Source organism: Methylobacter sp. sgz302048, from assembly GCF_052162025.1.
Classification (GTDB): Bacteria; Pseudomonadota; Gammaproteobacteria; order Methylococcales; family Methylomonadaceae; genus Methylobacter.
On sequence record NZ_CP197401.1, the window covers coordinates 2586341 to 2604889 of the forward strand.

15 protein-coding genes and 2 tRNA genes are annotated in these 18549 nt (G+C 50.5%); 1 reads left to right on the plus strand and 16 read right to left on the minus strand.

The window, feature by feature from the left end:
* Positions 1-2: 2 nt before the first annotated feature.
* The 10 genes from ACTNE6_RS11745 to ACTNE6_RS11790 all read right to left on the minus strand — a co-directional run bounded on the left by ACTNE6_RS11745 (position 3) and on the right by ACTNE6_RS11790 (position 9648).
* Complete coding sequence (locus tag ACTNE6_RS11745; RefSeq protein ID WP_442496843.1) at positions 3-1058, minus strand: DNA cytosine methyltransferase; 1056 nt, start codon at positions 1056-1058, stop codon at positions 3-5.
* A gap of 185 nt (positions 1059-1243) precedes the next feature.
* Positions 1244-1319 (minus strand) — tRNA-Lys (locus ACTNE6_RS11750).
* A 105-nt stretch (positions 1320-1424) separates the two neighbouring features.
* Positions 1425-2000, minus strand: a complete 576-nt coding sequence (locus ACTNE6_RS11755; protein ID WP_194970613.1) for an HdeD family acid-resistance protein — start codon at positions 1998-2000, stop codon at positions 1425-1427.
* Positions 2001-2360: 360 nt separating this feature from the next.
* Positions 2361-3173 carry a zinc-dependent peptidase gene (locus ACTNE6_RS11760; RefSeq protein ID WP_442496844.1) on the minus strand — a complete coding sequence of 271 codons (813 nt, stop codon included), beginning with the start codon at positions 3171-3173 and terminating at the stop codon, positions 2361-2363.
* Positions 3174-3182: 9 nt separating this feature from the next.
* Positions 3183-3542: a hypothetical protein gene (locus ACTNE6_RS11765; RefSeq protein ID WP_442496845.1), complete on the minus strand. Its 360-nt coding sequence runs from the start codon at positions 3540-3542 to the stop codon at positions 3183-3185.
* A gap of 156 nt (positions 3543-3698) precedes the next feature.
* Positions 3699-6083: a phosphoketolase family protein gene (locus tag ACTNE6_RS11770; RefSeq protein WP_442496846.1), complete on the minus strand. Its 2385-nt coding sequence runs from the start codon at positions 6081-6083 to the stop codon at positions 3699-3701.
* Entirely contained in the window at positions 6076-7245 is a 1170-nt protein-coding gene (locus ACTNE6_RS11775; protein WP_442496847.1) for an acetate/propionate family kinase, read from the minus strand. The genes ACTNE6_RS11770 and ACTNE6_RS11775 overlap by 8 nt, the downstream gene beginning before the upstream one ends.
* 171 nt (positions 7246-7416) lie before the next feature.
* On the minus strand, positions 7417-8439 hold the full coding sequence (locus ACTNE6_RS11780) for a class I fructose-bisphosphate aldolase (protein ID WP_442496848.1): 1023 nt from the start codon (positions 8437-8439) through the stop codon (positions 7417-7419).
* A gap of 140 nt (positions 8440-8579) precedes the next feature.
* Positions 8580-9065 (minus strand): HXXEE domain-containing protein, encoded by a 486-nt coding sequence (locus tag ACTNE6_RS11785; protein ID WP_442496849.1) that lies wholly within the window; start codon positions 9063-9065, stop codon positions 8580-8582.
* A 79-nt stretch (positions 9066-9144) separates the two neighbouring features.
* Positions 9145-9648: a PepSY domain-containing protein gene (locus tag ACTNE6_RS11790; protein WP_442496850.1), complete on the minus strand. Its 504-nt coding sequence runs from the start codon at positions 9646-9648 to the stop codon at positions 9145-9147.
* Positions 9649-9792: 144 nt separating this feature from the next.
* On the opposite strand from ACTNE6_RS11790, the gene ACTNE6_RS11795 reads away from it, so the two are divergent.
* On the plus strand, positions 9793-10020 hold the full coding sequence (locus tag ACTNE6_RS11795; RefSeq protein WP_442496851.1) for a hypothetical protein: 228 nt from the start codon (positions 9793-9795) through the stop codon (positions 10018-10020).
* A 951-nt stretch (positions 10021-10971) separates the two neighbouring features.
* Here ACTNE6_RS11795 and ACTNE6_RS11800 read toward each other — a convergent pair.
* The 6 genes from ACTNE6_RS11800 to ttcA form a co-directional block, all read right to left on the minus strand.
* Positions 10972-11250 (minus strand): Lpp/OprI family alanine-zipper lipoprotein, encoded by a 279-nt coding sequence (locus ACTNE6_RS11800; RefSeq protein WP_442496852.1) that lies wholly within the window; start codon positions 11248-11250, stop codon positions 10972-10974.
* A 662-nt stretch (positions 11251-11912) separates the two neighbouring features.
* Positions 11913-12434, minus strand: coding sequence for a hypothetical protein (locus ACTNE6_RS11805; RefSeq protein ID WP_442496853.1), 522 nt, complete (start codon positions 12432-12434; stop codon positions 11913-11915).
* Positions 12435-13102: 668 nt separating this feature from the next.
* Positions 13103-13193 (minus strand) — tRNA-Ser (locus ACTNE6_RS11810).
* Between the two features lie 86 nt (positions 13194-13279).
* Positions 13280-16876 (minus strand): hydantoinase B/oxoprolinase family protein, encoded by a 3597-nt coding sequence (locus tag ACTNE6_RS11815; protein ID WP_442496854.1) that lies wholly within the window; start codon positions 16874-16876, stop codon positions 13280-13282.
* A 31-nt stretch (positions 16877-16907) separates the two neighbouring features.
* Positions 16908-17636, minus strand: a complete 729-nt coding sequence (locus ACTNE6_RS11820) for an SAM hydrolase/SAM-dependent halogenase family protein (protein ID WP_442496855.1) — start codon at positions 17634-17636, stop codon at positions 16908-16910.
* Between the two features lie 5 nt (positions 17637-17641).
* Entirely contained in the window at positions 17642-18505 is an 864-nt protein-coding gene (gene ttcA / locus ACTNE6_RS11825) for a tRNA 2-thiocytidine(32) synthetase TtcA (RefSeq protein ID WP_442496856.1), read from the minus strand.
* Positions 18506-18549: the final 44 nt, after the last annotated feature.

Consider the following 18549-nt stretch of genomic DNA (forward strand, 5'->3'; position numbering starts at 1 on the left):
TTCTAATCGTTACGTATTACCTGGTTAAAAACAGCTTGAGCTAACAATGGCGGTACCGCATTTCCCACCTGCTGTTGTTGAAACCCAATAGATCCTTTAAACACGAAATTATCTGGAAAAGATTGTAATCTCGCCGCTTCTCGAACAGACAGACCTCTATCCTGAGTTGGATGAATCAACATGTTTTTCCTAAAATTACCTATCACTACAGACGGCCTATCGGCATGCAATCTTCGATAAATTCCAGTATGGCATCTAGATTTATCAGCATAATTCTTCATCAAATGATCAGGAATATTTTCCCAATTACCGCCTTGAGGTATATGCTTATAACGCTCAATAATTAATTTGTTATTCCGTGTCAATATATGGTTGTGGCAACCGATAAGATTGCCTCTGAGACCTTTGGCATATTCGCTCATTGCAGCTTTTGCATATGGCAAATAGCATTTTGACGCCCCATTATCTAAAACAGGCAAATCATCGATTGCTGCAGCTACCGTAATGGGCGTCTTATGGGTCGGGCTTGGAAACTGATATGTTACTCCATGCAGTGATCCTACAATGAAAAAGCGTGCACGCTTCTGAGGAATGCCAAAATCTGTAGCATGCAACAAATCATAGCTCGTCGTATAACCGAGCTTGCCGAACTCTCCGAGAATCTGATCAACAAAAAGCCCCCTCTCTGTTTCGAGAATACCCTTGACATTCTCGAATACAAACCAGTCAGGCTTATACGCCTCAATAACACGAACAAATTCTTTAAACAACCAATTATTATCGTTCTGCGAGGATCTAGTTCTTTGATTAGATGTCGAAAATCCCTGACACGGTGGACCACCAAAAACAACTAGCTCTTCTTTGCTTCTATTTTTTAGACTAATCGGTTTAAATTTTCGTATATCATCAACAAAAACTCCATGCTTGGGCATGTGGTTATGCAAATATGTATCAGCTGCATATTTGTCAGCTTCCACAACTAGCTGAACATCAATGCCAGCCATTCTTGCTCCCAAAGACATCCCCCCTGCACCAGAAAACAGATCAATACCAATCATATAAAATATCCGTTAAGCAACTTAACACGCAGCGTTACACGAGACACAAAGGATGTCAAGCTGACTAGTATTACAGCAGCCATCATAAGTCGACAAAAACTAACCAATTGCAACCACCTTTGCAACTAGATGAACAATCAGGCAATAAAAAAGGCCTTCGCTTGCGCGTAAGGCCTTGATTTATATGGTGGGGCGTCAGGGACTCGAACCCTGGACCCATGGATTAAGAGTCCACTGCTCTACCAACTGAGCTAACACCCCGAATAGGAATTTAGAATAATAATTATATAATATTCTCGGCCAAAAATCCAAAACAAAAGCTTATGAACGGCAAGTTTTCTTAATTCCTGTTACAAAATGGTCAGCTCAAGCGTTTCCTCCATGATGCAAGCTGATCTTGACCAATGAGCCGCCGAGAAAGATCATGTTAATTCCCAGCAGTAGGCCGAGCACCCAAGCGGCCGTGCCTGGCCAGCCGGCCCAGACGACGACGGACAGCATCAGGGCGGTAAAGCCGCTGAAAAATACCCAGCCCCAATGGGCCAATGGACGCATCATGAATGCCAGGGATATTTTTGCAATGCCTTCCACGGCAAAATACAGCGTCATCAGCATGGTTAAAGTCAGCGCGCCTTTCATGGGCTGCGCGATCAGAAAATAACCGATTAACACCTGCAGAACGCCGATAAGAAGCCACATGCCAAAGCCCGGCATCGAGCTGAAGCGGATGGCTCTGGCGATTTGAAAGATGCCGCCCAGCAGCAGTAGCCAGCCAATGAATAAGGCGATGGCTATGGTGAAAACCTGCGGCACGATGATGGCCGCTATGCCGAGAATGATAAAAAAAGCGCCTTCCGCCAGGAAGAACTTCCAGTGCATCTGGAGGTATTCCTGCATTCTCTGTTGCATTTCCCGAATTTCGATTTCAATTCTATCGGCCATTATTCATCTCCTCATCAATATTAAACACAACAACTGCCGCAACCTTTGATTTCTGCAAGCGCCCTCTCCTTCCGGCTGATTGGCAGGCGATCATTTACCAAGGCTAAGCTACCTCTTCAAATCGACATTATCAGTTTCTAAACTGTCAACATTAATAACTGATATTAGGTACGGACTGTTTTTTATCCTGGTTGCCGCGCTTTTCATTCAACTCACGGCGGACCTTGCCGCCTGAATAGTGATGCGCGTGTAGGTGTGAATTCACTTGTGCCTCTTGCGGGCATTCGCACTTAACCCCATTTAAAAAATAGCCGCGTTTCGGGTCGAATGAATTCGATCCTACAGCTGAATTCAAACCCTTTACTCCGCGGCCTCATGAACCGGCTGATCGGCTGTTTTATCCGTATGAATCCGGCTCAGCGGGTCCTGCCGGTAATAAAGTTGCAGTTGCCGGTATACGTCGCGGAAGTGCACATGCAGAATGTCGGGCGCGCAGAAAAAGTATTCGCTGAACACGGCGAAAAACTCGGCAGGGCTGGTTGCCGCATACGGATCGACACAAACCTCATGATGGTGTTCAAGGCGATGATTCAATGCGGCATAGGCCGTGCTGAATGCATCGGTCCAGGGCGGCACGGGCATGGCCACATGCAGCGGCGGTATGCCGTTGGCGCTGCCGTCCAGCATGTCCAGTTTGTGCGCGATTTCATGAATGATCACGTTGTGTCCTTCATAACCTCTTTGAGTGTCCTGCTCGATATCGCGCCAGGACAGGATCACCGGCCCACGCGACCACGATTCGCCACTTAATACCCTATCCTGATAATGGACGATGCCCATCTCGTCAACTTCCTCACGGCTGACCCGAAAAGCGTCGGCGTAAATCACCACATCGCTCCATGCCGAAAACAACCCGATTCCCAAATGCAGAATCGGCAGACAGGCTATGGCCGCTACATGGATGCGCATCGCCTCGCTCACCTCAAAACCCTGCGCGCCGTAAATCCTTTTGTCATGCAGAAACAATGTGCTCAGTTCGCGCAGATGCGCTTTTTCGACTGAAGTCAGTCCCTGCAACACGGCCAGCTTGGCTGTGGCGGCCTCCCATACGTCATGCTTGATCGGGTAGCGGTGCAGGATATACCGGACCCGTGCGCGTCTAAGAATATTCATCGGCAAAAATCAGACCTGTTTATCGCCACCCAATGACATGAGTACGACAACCAGAAAAATAACAGCCAGCACCGGCCACAAATAAGGCGCTATGATGAAAATCCCCAGCGCTACAAATAACAATGTGCTCAGAAACAGCATCATGCCGACGCCCAAAAACAGCAGCAGCACGAGCAAGCCGGTAAACAACAGCGTGAGCAGCAAGGTCGGGATCGCCGTTAGCCGGGCCAGGGGCTCGGCGACCGGATGACCATTGATAGTAAGACTGAACTGTCCCAGGCCCGGATGGAGAATATAGCTCAGACCGGCGATCAGCAAACCGATTGTCACTAGCTTGATAATGAGGTGTTTATTTCTGCTCTGTTTCATAAGTTTTGCTGTGTTCTATAACTTTCTCGAGAGCGCTTGGATTTTCCGGCGCAGGCGCGGACTTCCGTACAATGCGAATACCCTAAAGGGTACAAGTAAATTCGCACCAACAAGTTTCATGCTCACTGCTAAGGCAAATCTCCAACGGCTTATCCCTCATCCAACCGGCCAGGCCCAATTGCGAATCTCCGGCATGTCCTCGCCGTGCTCGATGATATATTCCTTATGCTCGATCAGCTTGTCGCGCATGATCTGCTTCACATGAGCGCCGACATAGCGCAGGTGCGGCACCCGGTCGATAACGTCGATAACCAGATGGAACCGATCCATCTCATTGAGCACGACCATGTCGAACGGCGTCGTGGTCGTACCTTCTTCCTTATAGCCGCGCACATGCAGATTCTCATGGTTGGTCCGGCGATAAGTCAGACGGTGGATCAGCCACGGATAGCCGTGATAGGCGAAGATAACCGGCTTGCTGTCCGTGAACAGCGAGTCGAAATCCTTGTCCGACAGGCCATGCGGATGTTCTGATCTCGGCTGCAGGCGCATCAGGTTGACGACATTGACGACGCGGATTTTGAGCTCTGGGAAAAACTCGCGTAAAAGCGATACGGCGGCCAGCGTTTCCAGTGTCGGAATATCACCGGCACAGGCCATTACCACATCGGTCTCAGTATTGCGGTCGTTGCTGGCCCATTCCCAGATGCCGATGCCGGTCGTGCAATGCTTGATGGCCGAGCTCATATCCAGGTATTGCAGCTGCGGCTGCTTGCCGGCCACGATGACGTTGACCCGGTTGCGGCTGCGCAGGCAGTGGTCGGTCACCCAGAGCAAAGTGTTGGCGTCGGGCGGCAGGTAGACGCGGATCACCTCGGCCTTCTTGTTGACGACGTGGTCGATAAAGCCCGGGTCCTGGTGGCTAAAGCCGTTGTGGTCCTGGCGCCAGACGTGCGACGTCAGCAGGTAGTTCAGCGAAGCGATGGACCGGCGCCACGGGATGTCCTTGGTGACCTTGAGCCATTTGGCGTGCTGGTTGAACATCGAATCGATGATATGGATGAAGGCCTCGTAGCAGGAGAACAGGCCATGACGCCCGGTCAACAGATAGCCTTCCAGCCAGCCCTGGCATTGATGCTCGCTGAGCACTTCCATGACCCGGCCATCATCCGACAGATGATCATCGGTGGCGATAATCTCGCCGGTGAAAACCTTGTCGGTAGCTTCATACACGGCATCGAGCCGATTCGAGGCCGTCTCGTCGGGCCCCATGATGCGAAAATTGCGCTGATCCTCGTTGGCCTTCATGATGTCCCGGAGAAATTTGCCCATCACGCGCACCGATTCAGCCGATTCGGCGCCGGGATTTTTCACCTCCACCGCATAGTCACGAAAATCCGGCATTTTCAGATCCCGCAGCAGCAAACCGCCGTTGGCATGCGGATTGGCGCCCATGCGCCGCTCGCCTTTCGGAGCCAGATCCGCCAGTTCCTGGATCAGCGTGCCGTTGTCGTCGAATAGTTCCTCCGGCTTGTAACTGCGCAGCCACTGTTCCAGCATTTTCAAATGCGCGGGGTTCTCTGCCAGCTTGGCAAGCGGGACCTGATGCGAGCGGTAGGTATTCTCGACCGGCACGCCATCCACCACTTCAGGGCCGGTCCAGCCTTTCGGGGTTCTCAGAATCACCATCGGCCAGCGCGGGCGTCCGGAATAGCCGTTGGTGCGCGCGTCTTTCTGGATATCGGCGATTTCCTGGAGCACGACATCGAGCGTAGCGGCCATTTTTTGATGCATGATTTCAGGTTCGTCGCCCTCGACAAAATAGGGCATGTAGCCGTAGCCGGTGAACAGAGCGCACAGTTCGTCATTATCGATGCGCGCCAGAAAACTTGGGTTGGCGATCTTGTAGCCATTCAGATGCAGTATCGGCAGCACCGCACCGTCGCGCTCGGGATTCAGAAACTTGTTGGAATGCCAGCTGGTCGCCAGCGGTCCGGTCTCGGCCTCGCCGTCGCCGACCACGCAGCATACCAGCAAATCGGGATTATCGAACGCCGCCCCGTAAGCATGGGATAGCGCATAGCCGAGTTCGCCGCCTTCATGGATGGAGCCCGGCGTCTCCGGCGCGGCATGGCTGGGAATGCCGCCCGGAAACGAAAACTGTTTGAACAGGCGCCGCATGCCTTCGGCATCCTGGGAGACATTGGGATAGAACTCGCTATAGCTGCCTTCCAGATAGGTATTGGCGACCAGTCCGGGCCCGCCGTGGCCGGGGCCTGCGATATAAATGACATCGAGATCGCGCGCCTTGATCACGCGGTTGAAGTGCACGTAAATGAAATTCAGGCCGGGCGTGGTGCCCCAATGGCCCAGCAGCCTCGGCTTGACATGTTTCAGTTGCAGCGGCTCTTTGAGCAGCGGATTGTCAAGCAGGTAAATCTGCCCGACTGACAGATAATTGGCCGCGCGCCAGTAGGCGTTGATGCGCGCGGCTTCCTGCTCGGAAAGGGGCAATACTGATGGGTCCTGAATGCTATTCATTATGGCCTCCGCTGGTTAAGGTATAGGTATGATGCGCGATGATTTGTTCTTCATTGGTCGGAATCACGCGGACCGAGACAGGGCTTCTCGCGCTGCTGATCCGCGCCGCATTGTTGCGATTGGCTTCCGGGTCGATGTCAATGCCGAGCCAGGCGGCGCCCTTGCAGACCTTGTCGCGGATCACGGCCGCGCGCTCGCCGATGCCGGCGGTAAAAATCAACGTATCGAGGCCGCCCAAGGCCGCGGCCAGAGAGCCCAGCTCGCGGCAGATATGGTAAACGAAGATGTCGACAGCCTTGTGGGCATCGGCGTGGCCGCTGCCGAGCAGCGTTTTCATGTCGCCGCTGATGCCGGACAAGCCGGCCAGGCCGGACCGGTGATGCAGCAGATCCGAAATGGCATCGGCCGTCATGTTTTTCTCACGCAGCAGATACAGCACGACGGCCGGATCAATGGAACCGCAGCGCGTGCCCATGGGCAGGCCGTCCAGCGGCGTGAACGTCATCGTCGTGGCGATGCTTTGCCGGTTCTTGACCGCGCACATGCTCGCGCCCTGCCCTAAATGCGCGATCACGATGCGCCCGCCGGCCTCGGCTTCCGAATGCTGCGGCAGTACGTTGACGATGTATTCGTAGGACAGACCGTGAAAGCCATAGCGACGCACGCCCTCTTCATGCAGGGATTTCGGCAGCGCGAACGTGTGGGCGAGCTCGGGTATCGTGTGGTGGAAGGCCGTATCGAAACAGGCCACTTGAGCCAAGCCGGGATGCAGTTGCCGCAGGGCGCGGATAGCACTCAGATTATGCGGTTGATGCAGCGGCGCCAGCGGAACCAGCGCCTCGAGGTCGGCCATCACGGCCTCATCGATCAGCGCCGGGCGGACGTATCGGCTGCCGCCATGCACGATGCGATGCCCGACGGCCAGCAGCCTCAAGTCGTCGTCATGCGCGTCCAGCCAATCGACCAGGACGCGCAAGGCTTCCTGGTGATCGCGTATCGGCAGCGAGCGGCTATCGCCCTGAACGGTAAACCGCGCCTCGCTGCCGATACCGGAAATCTGCCCTCGATACAGCATACCGGGGTATTGGCTGCCGTTGGCGGCGAACAGGGCGAACTTGATGCTCGATGAACCGGCATTGATGACGATTATGACTTCCTGCATAAAGAGTTCATTTTGTTGTTGATTTTGAGAACAGGCGTTTATCTGATTGTGCGCTGCCCATTGTGGGGGCGACTTCAGTCGCCCAGGGTGGGCACCCTAAAGGGCACAAGCACCCAGAAGGCGAATACCCGCAAGGGGCACAAGTGAATTCACCCCTACAGCCCCCAGCCGCTAATCCTTTTCCATCTCAGAAGTATAACTGCCGGTGCGTGCCACGCTGTTCAGCTTTGCGCGTTTATAAAGTGCCTGCTGCGCCACCTGTGCATTTTCGGCCTTGCCCTGCCAAGTCTTTAATACCGGGTCTTGCAGCGCCCGCGCATAGGAAAAGCTCAGCTGCCAGGGCGCATTGCCGGCCATCGCGTTGATGGCATTCAGGTTGGCGGTCGCTTCTTCCGGCGTCTGGCCGCCGGACAGGAAATTAATGCTGGGTACGGCTGCCGGCACGGTCCGGCGCAACTGCGCCAGCGTTTTTTCGGCAATTTCCTGGGGGCCGGCTTTCTTCGGCGCATCCTTGCCCGGCAGGATCATGCTCGGTTTCAGTATGATATGTTCCAGTTCTACGCGGTGTCGATGCAAGGCGTGAAAGACTGCATGCTGAACAGCTTCCGTGACTTCAAAGCAGCGCTCGATGGTGTGATCGCCGTCCAGCAGCACTTCCGGCTCCACGATGGGTACGATGCCCAGCGACTGACAAATGGCGGCATAACGGGCCAGCACCTCGGCATTGGTCTTTATGCCCAGCATTGTCGGATTGTGTCCGGCAATCGGATAGACCTCGCGCCATTTGGCGAAGCGCGCGCCCTGCTCTTTATATCCTGTCAGCCGGTCAGCCAGACCGTCCAGCCCTTGCGTGACCAGATCACCCGGCGCATTGACCAGCGGAATCGTACCTTTGTCGACTTTGATGCCGGGCACGACGCCCTGCTCGGCCGCTGCTTGCGGCAAAGGTTTTCCGTCAGCGGTTTTCTGCCCCAGCGTTTCTTCAAACAGGATCACGCCGCTGATGAATTCGCCCAGGCCAGGCGTGGTCAGCAACAACGAGCGGTAAGCGCGACGGTTCTCCTCGGTCGATTCCACATTGACCGCCTTGAAACGCTTGGCGATAGTCGGCAGGCTCTCATCGGCCGCCAGGATACCTTTACCCTCGCCTACCATATCGGCAATGGTGGCTTGTAATTCGCTTTGAATGCTCATTCGAAACCTCCGGCAAATTAAATTGGGCGATCGCAGAATCTAACAGAATCTATTTAAGCTACGACCGGCAAGAAGAAGCAATTGCTCAAAAAGTCTTTGGCTGTTTTAAAGGGAACAGTGAAAATATCGTCAGATTCGGATTAAGAATGTTTTACTGCACCGACCAACTTTCGGCCAATCAAGAACAGTATCGGTATGCTCGCCAAAATGACTGCAGCACTCGCTGGGCCAAACCACGCAAGCTTTTCGACATTGATATATCCATCCTGAACCCCAACATACAGTAATGCACTGCACACAGGCAGATTGAATAATAAAGCTGTTGCCGTACCAGGCGCATATTCTCGCAATACAATTGCCGCCAGCACGTGCGGAAAAAAAACATTCAGCAACATTGTCAAAGCGTAGCCAGCTAGCGCATAAGCTGCAACTGTTTGTGGTCCTTGTATTGAGCAGAGATATGCAACCCCATATGCGAGAAGCGTAAGCACTGCTACAGCCAGTCTGAATTCAAGTTCGCCCACCGGAGCATGCCATCTTCCGGTACGCATCGACCATTTTGGCAAAAATATTGCTTCTTCCGCATTATGCAGAGTGACGGCAAATGCAAAAAGCCATCCAAGCATGGGGTATGTCATAGACATAACCAGGCAAGTCAAGGCAGCAACGCCGGGTTATGGCTATTGCCTAACCCGGCCGGCCATTTTAATCAGAGTCTTCGTCGGCTTCTATAATTTTGCCGGTAGCCGCATCGACTTCGACTTCCATTTCAAGTCCGTCTCCTGTTTGGATGATAATCTCGTAAACTGCGGTGCCATCCGATTCAATTTCATACGCAACCTTGTTAATTATGCCGGTATACTGCGTCAAAGCGATTTTACGGGCTTCAGCTTCATCGATTTTTTTCAAGGCGGCGAAAGCCGGATGATCGGCACTCGGCAATTCCTGTTCCTTCTTGGTTATTTTGCCGCTGGTTTTATCGCACTTAAATTCCCATTGAGCTCCGTCGGCCGCTTTAAGGTCGATTTCATAAATCTCGCCGCCGTCAATTACTTTTTTCGCTTCGATTTTGACGATTTCGCCTTTTGCGGTTTCGTTGGCGGCTTTTCGACAGGCGTCTTCCATTGCCGCATTTTCCTCGGCTATTGCCCCTGCACTTATGATTGCCATCAGGCCGCCCAGATAGAATTGATAGTATTTGATATTCATTGTCTCTTTATATCTCGTTCAATAGTTAGCCTAAATTGTAATTACTAGACAGGCTTGCTTGATCCATAATTACATTACTCTGATTTAGGGAGCTCAAGCATAACATAAACAATACTCAAGACAGCTAAAATAGACAGGATTTAGTTGATTCTGAAAAAAGATTTCATAGTTATTGTCGAATCATCTTCGCGGGATTCCTCAAAGGCCGACAAGCAATATGGCGAGAGATTTAGCCGCGGCCGCCATCAACACGCTGATGTGATCGCCGATGACGTTTTTGGGGAGGATTCCAGCCAGACAGAAGCCGGATTTGAGATGGCCGATGATACGCGGCTCTGGCGCATTGATCGTAAAAAAGAATTTTATGAGTAAAAAAACCGCCTGAAAACTTGAAAAAGTCGAACGCAAAGCATACGCGCTATCTGCAGTTCGCTCTCGAATTTCGCGCCATGTCTTTCGAAAGCATTTAGCGTGAAGCCCATGGCCCGGGCATTTCTGATCAAATCAGAAAGATCATTTAGCTGGATATCAAGCCGCTTCGCCTATACGCCTGAGATTGACAGTTTCGCTAACCGAGGAAGGTTATCAAAAATTGGCACAGCGGTATCGCTTGAATGCTGAAAATAAAGTCATGGAAGTTATGATCTACACAGCCACAGATACAGAAACTGTTAACGCTATGAGCCTATTGTGCGCATTTAGCTATTTTTCAAAATCCGCATATGTGACTGCGTAGAATATTGTTTACAACCCAAGCTAAAGCGAATTAGCTTTTACGCGCTCTATAAAAGACATAGGTTGTAAAAACACACGTTAAAATATAAACACTTGTTGCAATCAATTCACTACCCTCATCAGTTATTCTTATAATCCGCATCAGTGCATTAGTCAGCGTCTCTATTTTCTCTGACAGAAGAGCCAGACAACCAGCAATAGCTTGACTACGCCAGCTGCCGCCTCATCTGAAGCACTGTCCGGTTGAGCATTCCAAAGGATTAAAGCCCTATCAATACTCTAAAACTTAAAGCACTGCTATTTTTCAGTGCCTTAACATGATAACTGTTGTTGATAGTGATTAATACAAAAAACCTATCTAAAGCATGGGAATCAGCGTCCGATAGGTTCCCTTTTCGGCCTCCAATTTTTACCGACTGAAAATAATCATCATTTAAAACAAAAACATACATATTATTGACTGTCAGTTTTGATAATATTTATCAATAATCCTTTAAAGCCGTGTCACAGCTTTAGATAGGCAGAAATTGACTCCAAAAGAGCAAGGAATTTTCTCGCTGGTCTATTTTCCGCTCCAGCGACAAGGGTTTATTTCATCATTGATCTTCTGAACCTATTGTCCAGTTTGTTATTGGTATCTTGAGCTAATTCGGCTGCCCGATTAGCGGCGGCTTCAGCCGCTTCAGCCTTTGCAGCCGCATCAGCCGCTGCAGTCTGTGCGTTAGCCGCATCAGCGGATGCTTGAGATACTTTAGAATTCAGGCCATCAACTTGCGACTGTAAATTTTCAACGTCCGAAGTAGTCGCACAAGCCGTAACCATGCTGAAAATCAGGGAAATCATTGATAATTTCATTACTTTTTTCATATTATTTTTTCCTTGTTATAGATTATTGTTACAAAAATAACTTATATATTAAGTTAAGCATTTTTTAATGTTGTCCACTTTCAGCGCCTATCTTTACCTTTTTCTCGTCAATATTATTAAGAAATAATAGATCAGAGTTTTATACAGTCAATTTTGATGCGCTTTTGTGGCAATTAACTGGCGCTAACAGTTTTATTTAATAAACGTTTCAAGTATTCAAATAACTCATTTATTCTTAGTCTGAATTATTTGAATATATTTTCATCTTGAAAACTTAATGCGAGCTTAACGAACTGAATTTTAGGATGTTACATAAATAAATATATTCCATGTATTACCCTGCCGCCATTGAATATCAGGCTCTCATAAAGAATGGCTCCAATAATCTTATGTATATCAAGTCATTCCGAGACAGAGCAAAAATTAAATTGGTTATCTGTTTTTTCGCCATACAGGGGTATATCTCTATGTAGAAACGAAAAAACCGGGGTGGCAACGGTGCGATCCTGTCAATATTGAGGAATCAATTTAAAAATTAATTGATCTTTGGCAGATCAGTGGAGCAATGTTCATTTCCGATAGTTCCAGCCTTGAGTTTTTTCAGTAGTACGTCAAATGCGCCGACGAATATAGAAAGGTGGCGTGCTTAAACACTAGGCAGCTTAATCGGAAGTATCAACGTCAGGTGTATCAACTTCAGGAATATCTGGTGTATCAGGTGTGTCAACATCAGGTACATCTGGTGTATCAGGTGTATCGACTTCAGGTACATCTGGTGTATCAGGTGTGTCAACATCAGGCACGTCTGGTGTATCAGGTGTATCGACTTCAGGTATGTCTGGCGTATCAGGTGTATCGACTTCAGGTATGTCTGGCGTATCAGGTGTATCGACTTCAGGTACGTCTGGTGTATCAGGTGTATCGACTTCAGGTACGTCTGGTGTATCAGGCGTATCGACTTCAGGTACGTCTGGTGTATCAGGCGTATCGACTTCAGGTACGTCTGGTGTATCAGGCGTATCGACTTCAGGTGTATCTGACGTGTTGATGCCAAATGCCTCAACACCAGCCATCTTAATGTAAGTCGGCTCGCTGGATTGATCGCTTGAGATTGACGAGCCATTTACGCTACTAACTATACTGCCCATTATGGCAGCTACTATTAATTTTGTTTGTAAACTCATTTGCTTCTCTCAAAGTTCTATTACTGATTAAACGGCTACTCAAAAGAATCAGATGAAGCATGAAATCGCGCCTGGGAGATAGTTTTCATGATTATGCGCTAACTGCAAATCTCTATAACTAAGCCATAACCCGCTGCACTCGAATCAATAATTGTTGACCGCTTCATGCGGCTTTGATTCCAAACCGATTCATCACATACAGCTCGCCGGGTCAGACTACGCTTCTTCTACCGCCAACAGTCCTCTCGGCATTGATCACTTCTCCGCCCATCAGCTGGACGCCCAGCCATTTTTCGGTAATGAGGTTGATCCGAAGCCTCTCAGTACAAATACGACCGAGAGCTCTTGAACAATCGACATGAGTCATGGGAGAAGGTGGGTTATCGCGCACGAAAATGACTTTGTCCCTTTCAAGCGCAAATTTGAAGATGAATTTCGCAAATCGTTAGCTATTGCAACTAATTTCGCGCTACTGGATTATGAAAACTTGTACGATGGGAATCAATAAATTAATATTTAATTTATTGAAATAAAATAAAATTTAGATAATATTGAGATGAGAATTTGATAGTCAATTAATGCATTACTACCATATCAAAGCAACACCTTCGCTTAGATAAGGTTTTGATTGAATGCCGGGTGATTATTTTTAGAAAGGAAAGTATGAATGGCGGAGAGACAGAGATTCGAACTCTGGGTGGGCTACAAACCCACGACGGTTTTCAAGACCGCTGCCTTAAACCACTCAGCCATCTCTCCGCGATCTGTATATATTAACCCAACCACTTTAAAAAGCAACCTTTTTCGTCAGTTTTTTAGCTCAAAATCCGACTCAAAATTGAAAATCATCCATAACCGCCTCCTCCTGGAGTTTCAATTTGAATTGCATCGCCAGCTTGAGCCTCAATTTGTGCGCAGCCCGGTAAACATTCTATTGTGCCGTTTTTCCGGATAACGCTATTTTTGCCGCATTTCCCCGGTTCTGCGCCGTTGACTGCAAATGTGGGTTTGAACCGGTGACTGGATAAAACACTGACGGTCATAGGCTCCATGAATCTGATCCTGCGCTGCACACCATTGCCGCCTTTATGCCTGCCGGTGCCGCCGCTGCCTGCTCTCATTGAGAACTCTTCCAATAAAACCGGAAACCGCCACTCCAGCACCTCAGGATCGGTTATGCGGGAATTGGTCATGTGCGTATGAACGGCATCGCAACCGTCAAAATCAGCGCCAGCTCCCGCACCGCCACAGATCGTCTCGTAGTACTGGTATTGGGCATTGCCGAAGGTCAGGTTATTCATTGTGCCTTGTGATCCTGCCAATACGCCTAATGCGCCATATAAAGCATCGACAATATATTGCGAAGTTTCGACGTTGCCTGCGACAACCGCCGCAGGATAATGCGGATTTAACAGCGAACCTTCCGGAATGATGAGTTCCAGCGGTTTCAGACAACCCGCATTCAGCGGGATGTCATGCTGCACTAAGGTTCTGAACACATAGAGCACGGCAGCTTTACAAACGGCTGACGGCGCATTGAAGTTAGTTGCCGACTGTTTGGAAGTGCCATTGAAATCGATTATCGCTGTTCCGGTTTCCCGATTTACGGTGACAGCTACGACGATTTCGGCGCCGTCATCCATACTGTAAACAAACTGTCCATCTGGTAGCGACTTCAAGACATGGCGCACCGCCGCTTCGGCATTGTCCTGCACATGCTGCATGTAGGCCCGGACCGTAGCCAGCGAATAGCTGTCGACCATGTTTTTGAGCTCCTGCCGCCCTTTTTGATTGGCGGCAATCTGAGCCTGCAGATCGGCTATATTTTGTTCCGGATTGCGTGCAGGATACTTTCCTGACAACAGCCAGTTTCGAATGAGATGCTCCTGAAAATGCCCTCTGCTGACAATCTTCATACCGCTGCTGAGCACGCCTTCCTCTTCTATTTCCCGACTATGCGGGGGCATTGAGCCGGGCGTGATGCCGCCGACGTCGGCATGATGCCCTCGGGAAGCGACAAAAAACAATAGCTCGTTGTCTCTATAAACCGGTGTCACGACCGTAATATCAGGCAGATGCGTTCCGCCATGATAGGGTGAATTCAGCAGATAAACATCGCCTTCCTGCATGGTGGCGCGCTCTGCCCGCAGCAAGGACTGAACGCTTTCACCCATTGATCCCAGATGCACTGGAATATGGGGCGCATTGGCAACCAACTGCCCTTTTCCGTCGAAAATGGCGCAGGAAAAATCCAGTCGTTCCTTGATATTGACCGAGTATGCGGTATTTTGCAGCACAAAGCCCATCTGCTCGGCAATGGACATGAACAGTTTGTTGAATATCTCCAGCATCACCGGATCGGGTGTCGATGATGCCAGAATGTTCTGCCGGGCTTTGGTTTGTACGCGCGTCAGGATCAAATCCTGCTGAGCAGTCATTTCGCCCTGCCAATCCGGCTCGATGACGATAGTCGAAGTCGGCTCGATAATAATGGCGGGTCCTGGTATCGGAACGCCGGCTTGCAGTTGCTCTCTACGGTAAACCGGCGCTTGGTGAAAGTCATTCTGCATGAATACGCGCGTGAGGAACAACGGCTGATCATGCGGATGCTCTGCATAAAACTGCCGATCTTCGACCTGTTCATTGACGCCGATGACTTCCACAGAAGCTGCTTCGATCACCAGCGGTTTGCCCTGATAAACAAAACCGAATTGCTGCCTGTATTTGCTTTGAAACGCATTGAGCATCGTTTCCTTATCGGCAAACACGACCGGTAAAGCCGTGTCGGTGCCTTGAAAACGAAGGCGCAGGCGGCCGATTGCGTTAATGTGAGCCGCATCGATATGCTGCGCCAGCATCTCCTGGCGGCCGCGCTGTTCAAGGCCCGCTATAATCGATTGCAAATCGGCCAGCGAAGTTTCCTGCCACGGCAGTTCCAGCGCCTGTTCTTTCAGCAGCCTGACATCGGCCAACCCCATGCCGTAAGCCGACAAGACGCCGGCCAGCGGATGCAGCAGAATACGTTGAACGCCCAATCTATCAGCAACCGCACAGGCATGTTGGCCACTGGCCGCGCCATAACAGCATAAACTGTATTGGGAAACATCATAGCCTTTCTGTACCGATATTTTTTTAATCGCGGCCGCCATGTTTTCAACTGCGATGGACAAAAATCCTTCCGCAACCTGTTCCGGGGTTCTATTGTCGCCGGTCTTTGCATTGATCTGTTCCGCCAATTCGGTGAACAACTGCCTGACTCGGCCCTGATCCAATGGCAGATTACCCTCGGGGCCAAAAACATGGGGAAATAACGGCAGCTTGCCGAGCAAAATATTGGCGTCGGTAACGGTTAAAGGACCGCCGCGACGATAGCCCGCGGGCCCCGGATTGGCGCCGGCGGAATCGGGCCCTACCCGATAGCGTCCCGCTTCGAAATGCAGAATGGAGCCGCCGCCTGCAGCGACGGTATGAATATGCATCATTGGCGCACGCATCCTTACGCCGGCCACTTCCGTTTCAAAACTGCGCTCATATTCACCGGCATAATGAGCGACATCAGTGGATGTCCCCCCCATGTCAAAAGCAATGATCTTATCAAACCCAGCCCTGGCTGAAACAGCCACTGCGCCGACTATGCCGCCGGCCGGCCCCGAGAGAATGCTGTCTTTGCCTTGAAAACTTGCAGCATCGGTCAAACCGCCGTTTGACTGCATGAACAGCAGGCGGGCCGCATGACTATTACCATTAATGCCATCGGCCACCTGTTTGACGTAGCGCCTGAGCAACGGCGACAGATAGGCATCAACGACCGTCGTATCGCCCCGGCCGACAATCTTCATCAAGGGACTGACCTGATGCGATACTGATATTTGCGGGAAACCGATTTCTTCAGCCAAATCCTGCAATAACCGCTCGTGAGCCGAATACCGCCAGGCATGCATCAGCACGATGGCTATGGAGCGAAAACCGGCATCGTAAACAGCCTGCAATTGCTGTCTGGCTTGTTGTTTATCGAGAGGAATCAGAATATCGCCCTGGGCGCTAACCCGCTCGTCGATTTCCGTAACGCTTCGATAGAGCTGCTCAGGCAACTGGATGTTCAAGGCAAAAATATCGGGACGGTTCTGGTAACCGATGCGCAAACAGTCCTTAAAGCCACGGGTTATGATCAAAGCGGTCGGCTCGCCATGCCGCTCCAGCAGGGCATTGGTCCCTACCGTTGTGCCCATTTTTACCGCCTCTATCATTTCACCGGGCAACACCCCATCCTTAACGCCCAGTATTTCACGCATACCTTGTATAGCAGCATCCTGATAGCGTTCCGGATTTTCGGACAGGAGTTTCCGGCTGACAAGCCCGCCTTCAGGACTGCGGGCCACGATATCGGTAAAGGTCCCGCCCCTGTCTATCCAGAACTGCCAGCGATTAGATGATTCGATCATGAGCGAATGTCTGTGAATATCGGCAGGTGTGTTATTTGCCGAAAGAAATGACAGTACCTACATCAAGGCCAAGCTGCCTCGCACTGCCTTTATTGACGGCTATTTCAACCAGGCCGCTGGAGTTTTTATACCAGAAAGCCTGATGTTCGGCGACAGCGCTAAAAGTATCGGCCTGTTCCATAACAATACCGTTAACCATCAACGACTTGCCCGCCAACCCTTCATGATAGCGCAAGCCGGTCATGGCATTGCCGTAATGATCAAAATAGATCACTTCAGCCAAATCTACAGGCCAAGCGTCCAGATCATGCCTAGTAAACGGTCTCAATAAATCGTCTGCGGCATCACAGGCGAGCCTCGCTGCGGCAGGCGCAAATAAATCCCTGCCATGAAAGCTCATCGAACACTGTTCGGGACGCCAGACAATTTCAAACCACTGCACCTGTCGGGATTGCACGGCGACCGTATTTAACAGACCATTATCGGGGCCGACAAAATACTGGCCGTCGGCTTGCAAAACTACCGCTTTGCGTTCGCTTCCGACGCCGGGATCGATCACCGTCAAAAAAATGCTGCCTTTCGGGAAGCTGTGCCGCAAAGCGGCCAGCAAGTAAGAACTAGCGCGAGGATTAGCAATAGGCGCATTACTGAGCAGATCAATAACCGGATGCGCTGGCGCCATTTGCCGCAGCACAACCTCCATTTGCCCGGTATACGGCCCGGCCGGCCCAAAGTCAGTAAAAAGAACGATGATTGCCATAGCCCTTATTGAGCTAATATATCCAACCCGGCGGCATTAAATGAAATGACCTGTTCTTCCTCTCCAGTGGATTCGCCGCGTTTCAGTCCTGCAAAATCGAACAATTGCGTATCGGCCAATTGCGAAGGCGCCACATTCTGCAGACTGGTAAAGATGGTTTCCAACCGGCCCGGAAACTGTTTGTCCCAGCCTTTCAGCATGACTTTCATGGCCTGCCGCTGCAGGTTCTCCTGAGAGCCGCACAGATTGCAAGGAATGATCGGGAACTTCTTGAACGCAGCAAACCGTTCAATATCTTTCTCGCGGCAATAGGCCAGCGGCCGGATCACGATATTTTTCCTGTCGTCACTGAGCAGTTTGGGCGGCATGGCTTTCAGCTTGCCGCCATAAAAAATATTCAGGAAGAAAGTTTCAAGAATATCGTCGCGATGGTGGCCTAAAGCGATCTTGGTAATGCCGTTGGCTTCAGCATAACCATACAAGGCGCCGCGCCGCAATCGTGAACAAAGGCCGCAGGTTGTGCTGCCTTCGGGAATGATGCGCTTGACGATGCTGTAAGTGTCCCTTTCGATAATATGATAAGGAACGCCGATGGATTCGAGATAGTCCGGCAATACATGCTCGGGGAAGCCCGGCTGTTTCTGGTCCAAATTGACGGCAATCAGTTCGAATTCAACCGGCGCTGTTTTCTGCAGATTGAGCAGAATATCCAATAAAGTATAGGAGTCCTTACCGCCGGACAGGCACACCATGATCTTATCGCCGTTTTCGATCATGTTATAGTCGGCGATTGCATCGCCTACAGCATGGCGCAAACGTTTCTGTAATTTATTGAATTGGGTTCTGGATTTTTGATCTGGATCTGACATGGTCAGAATAATGTTGACTTAATAAAACGAAATAAAGACCGGGG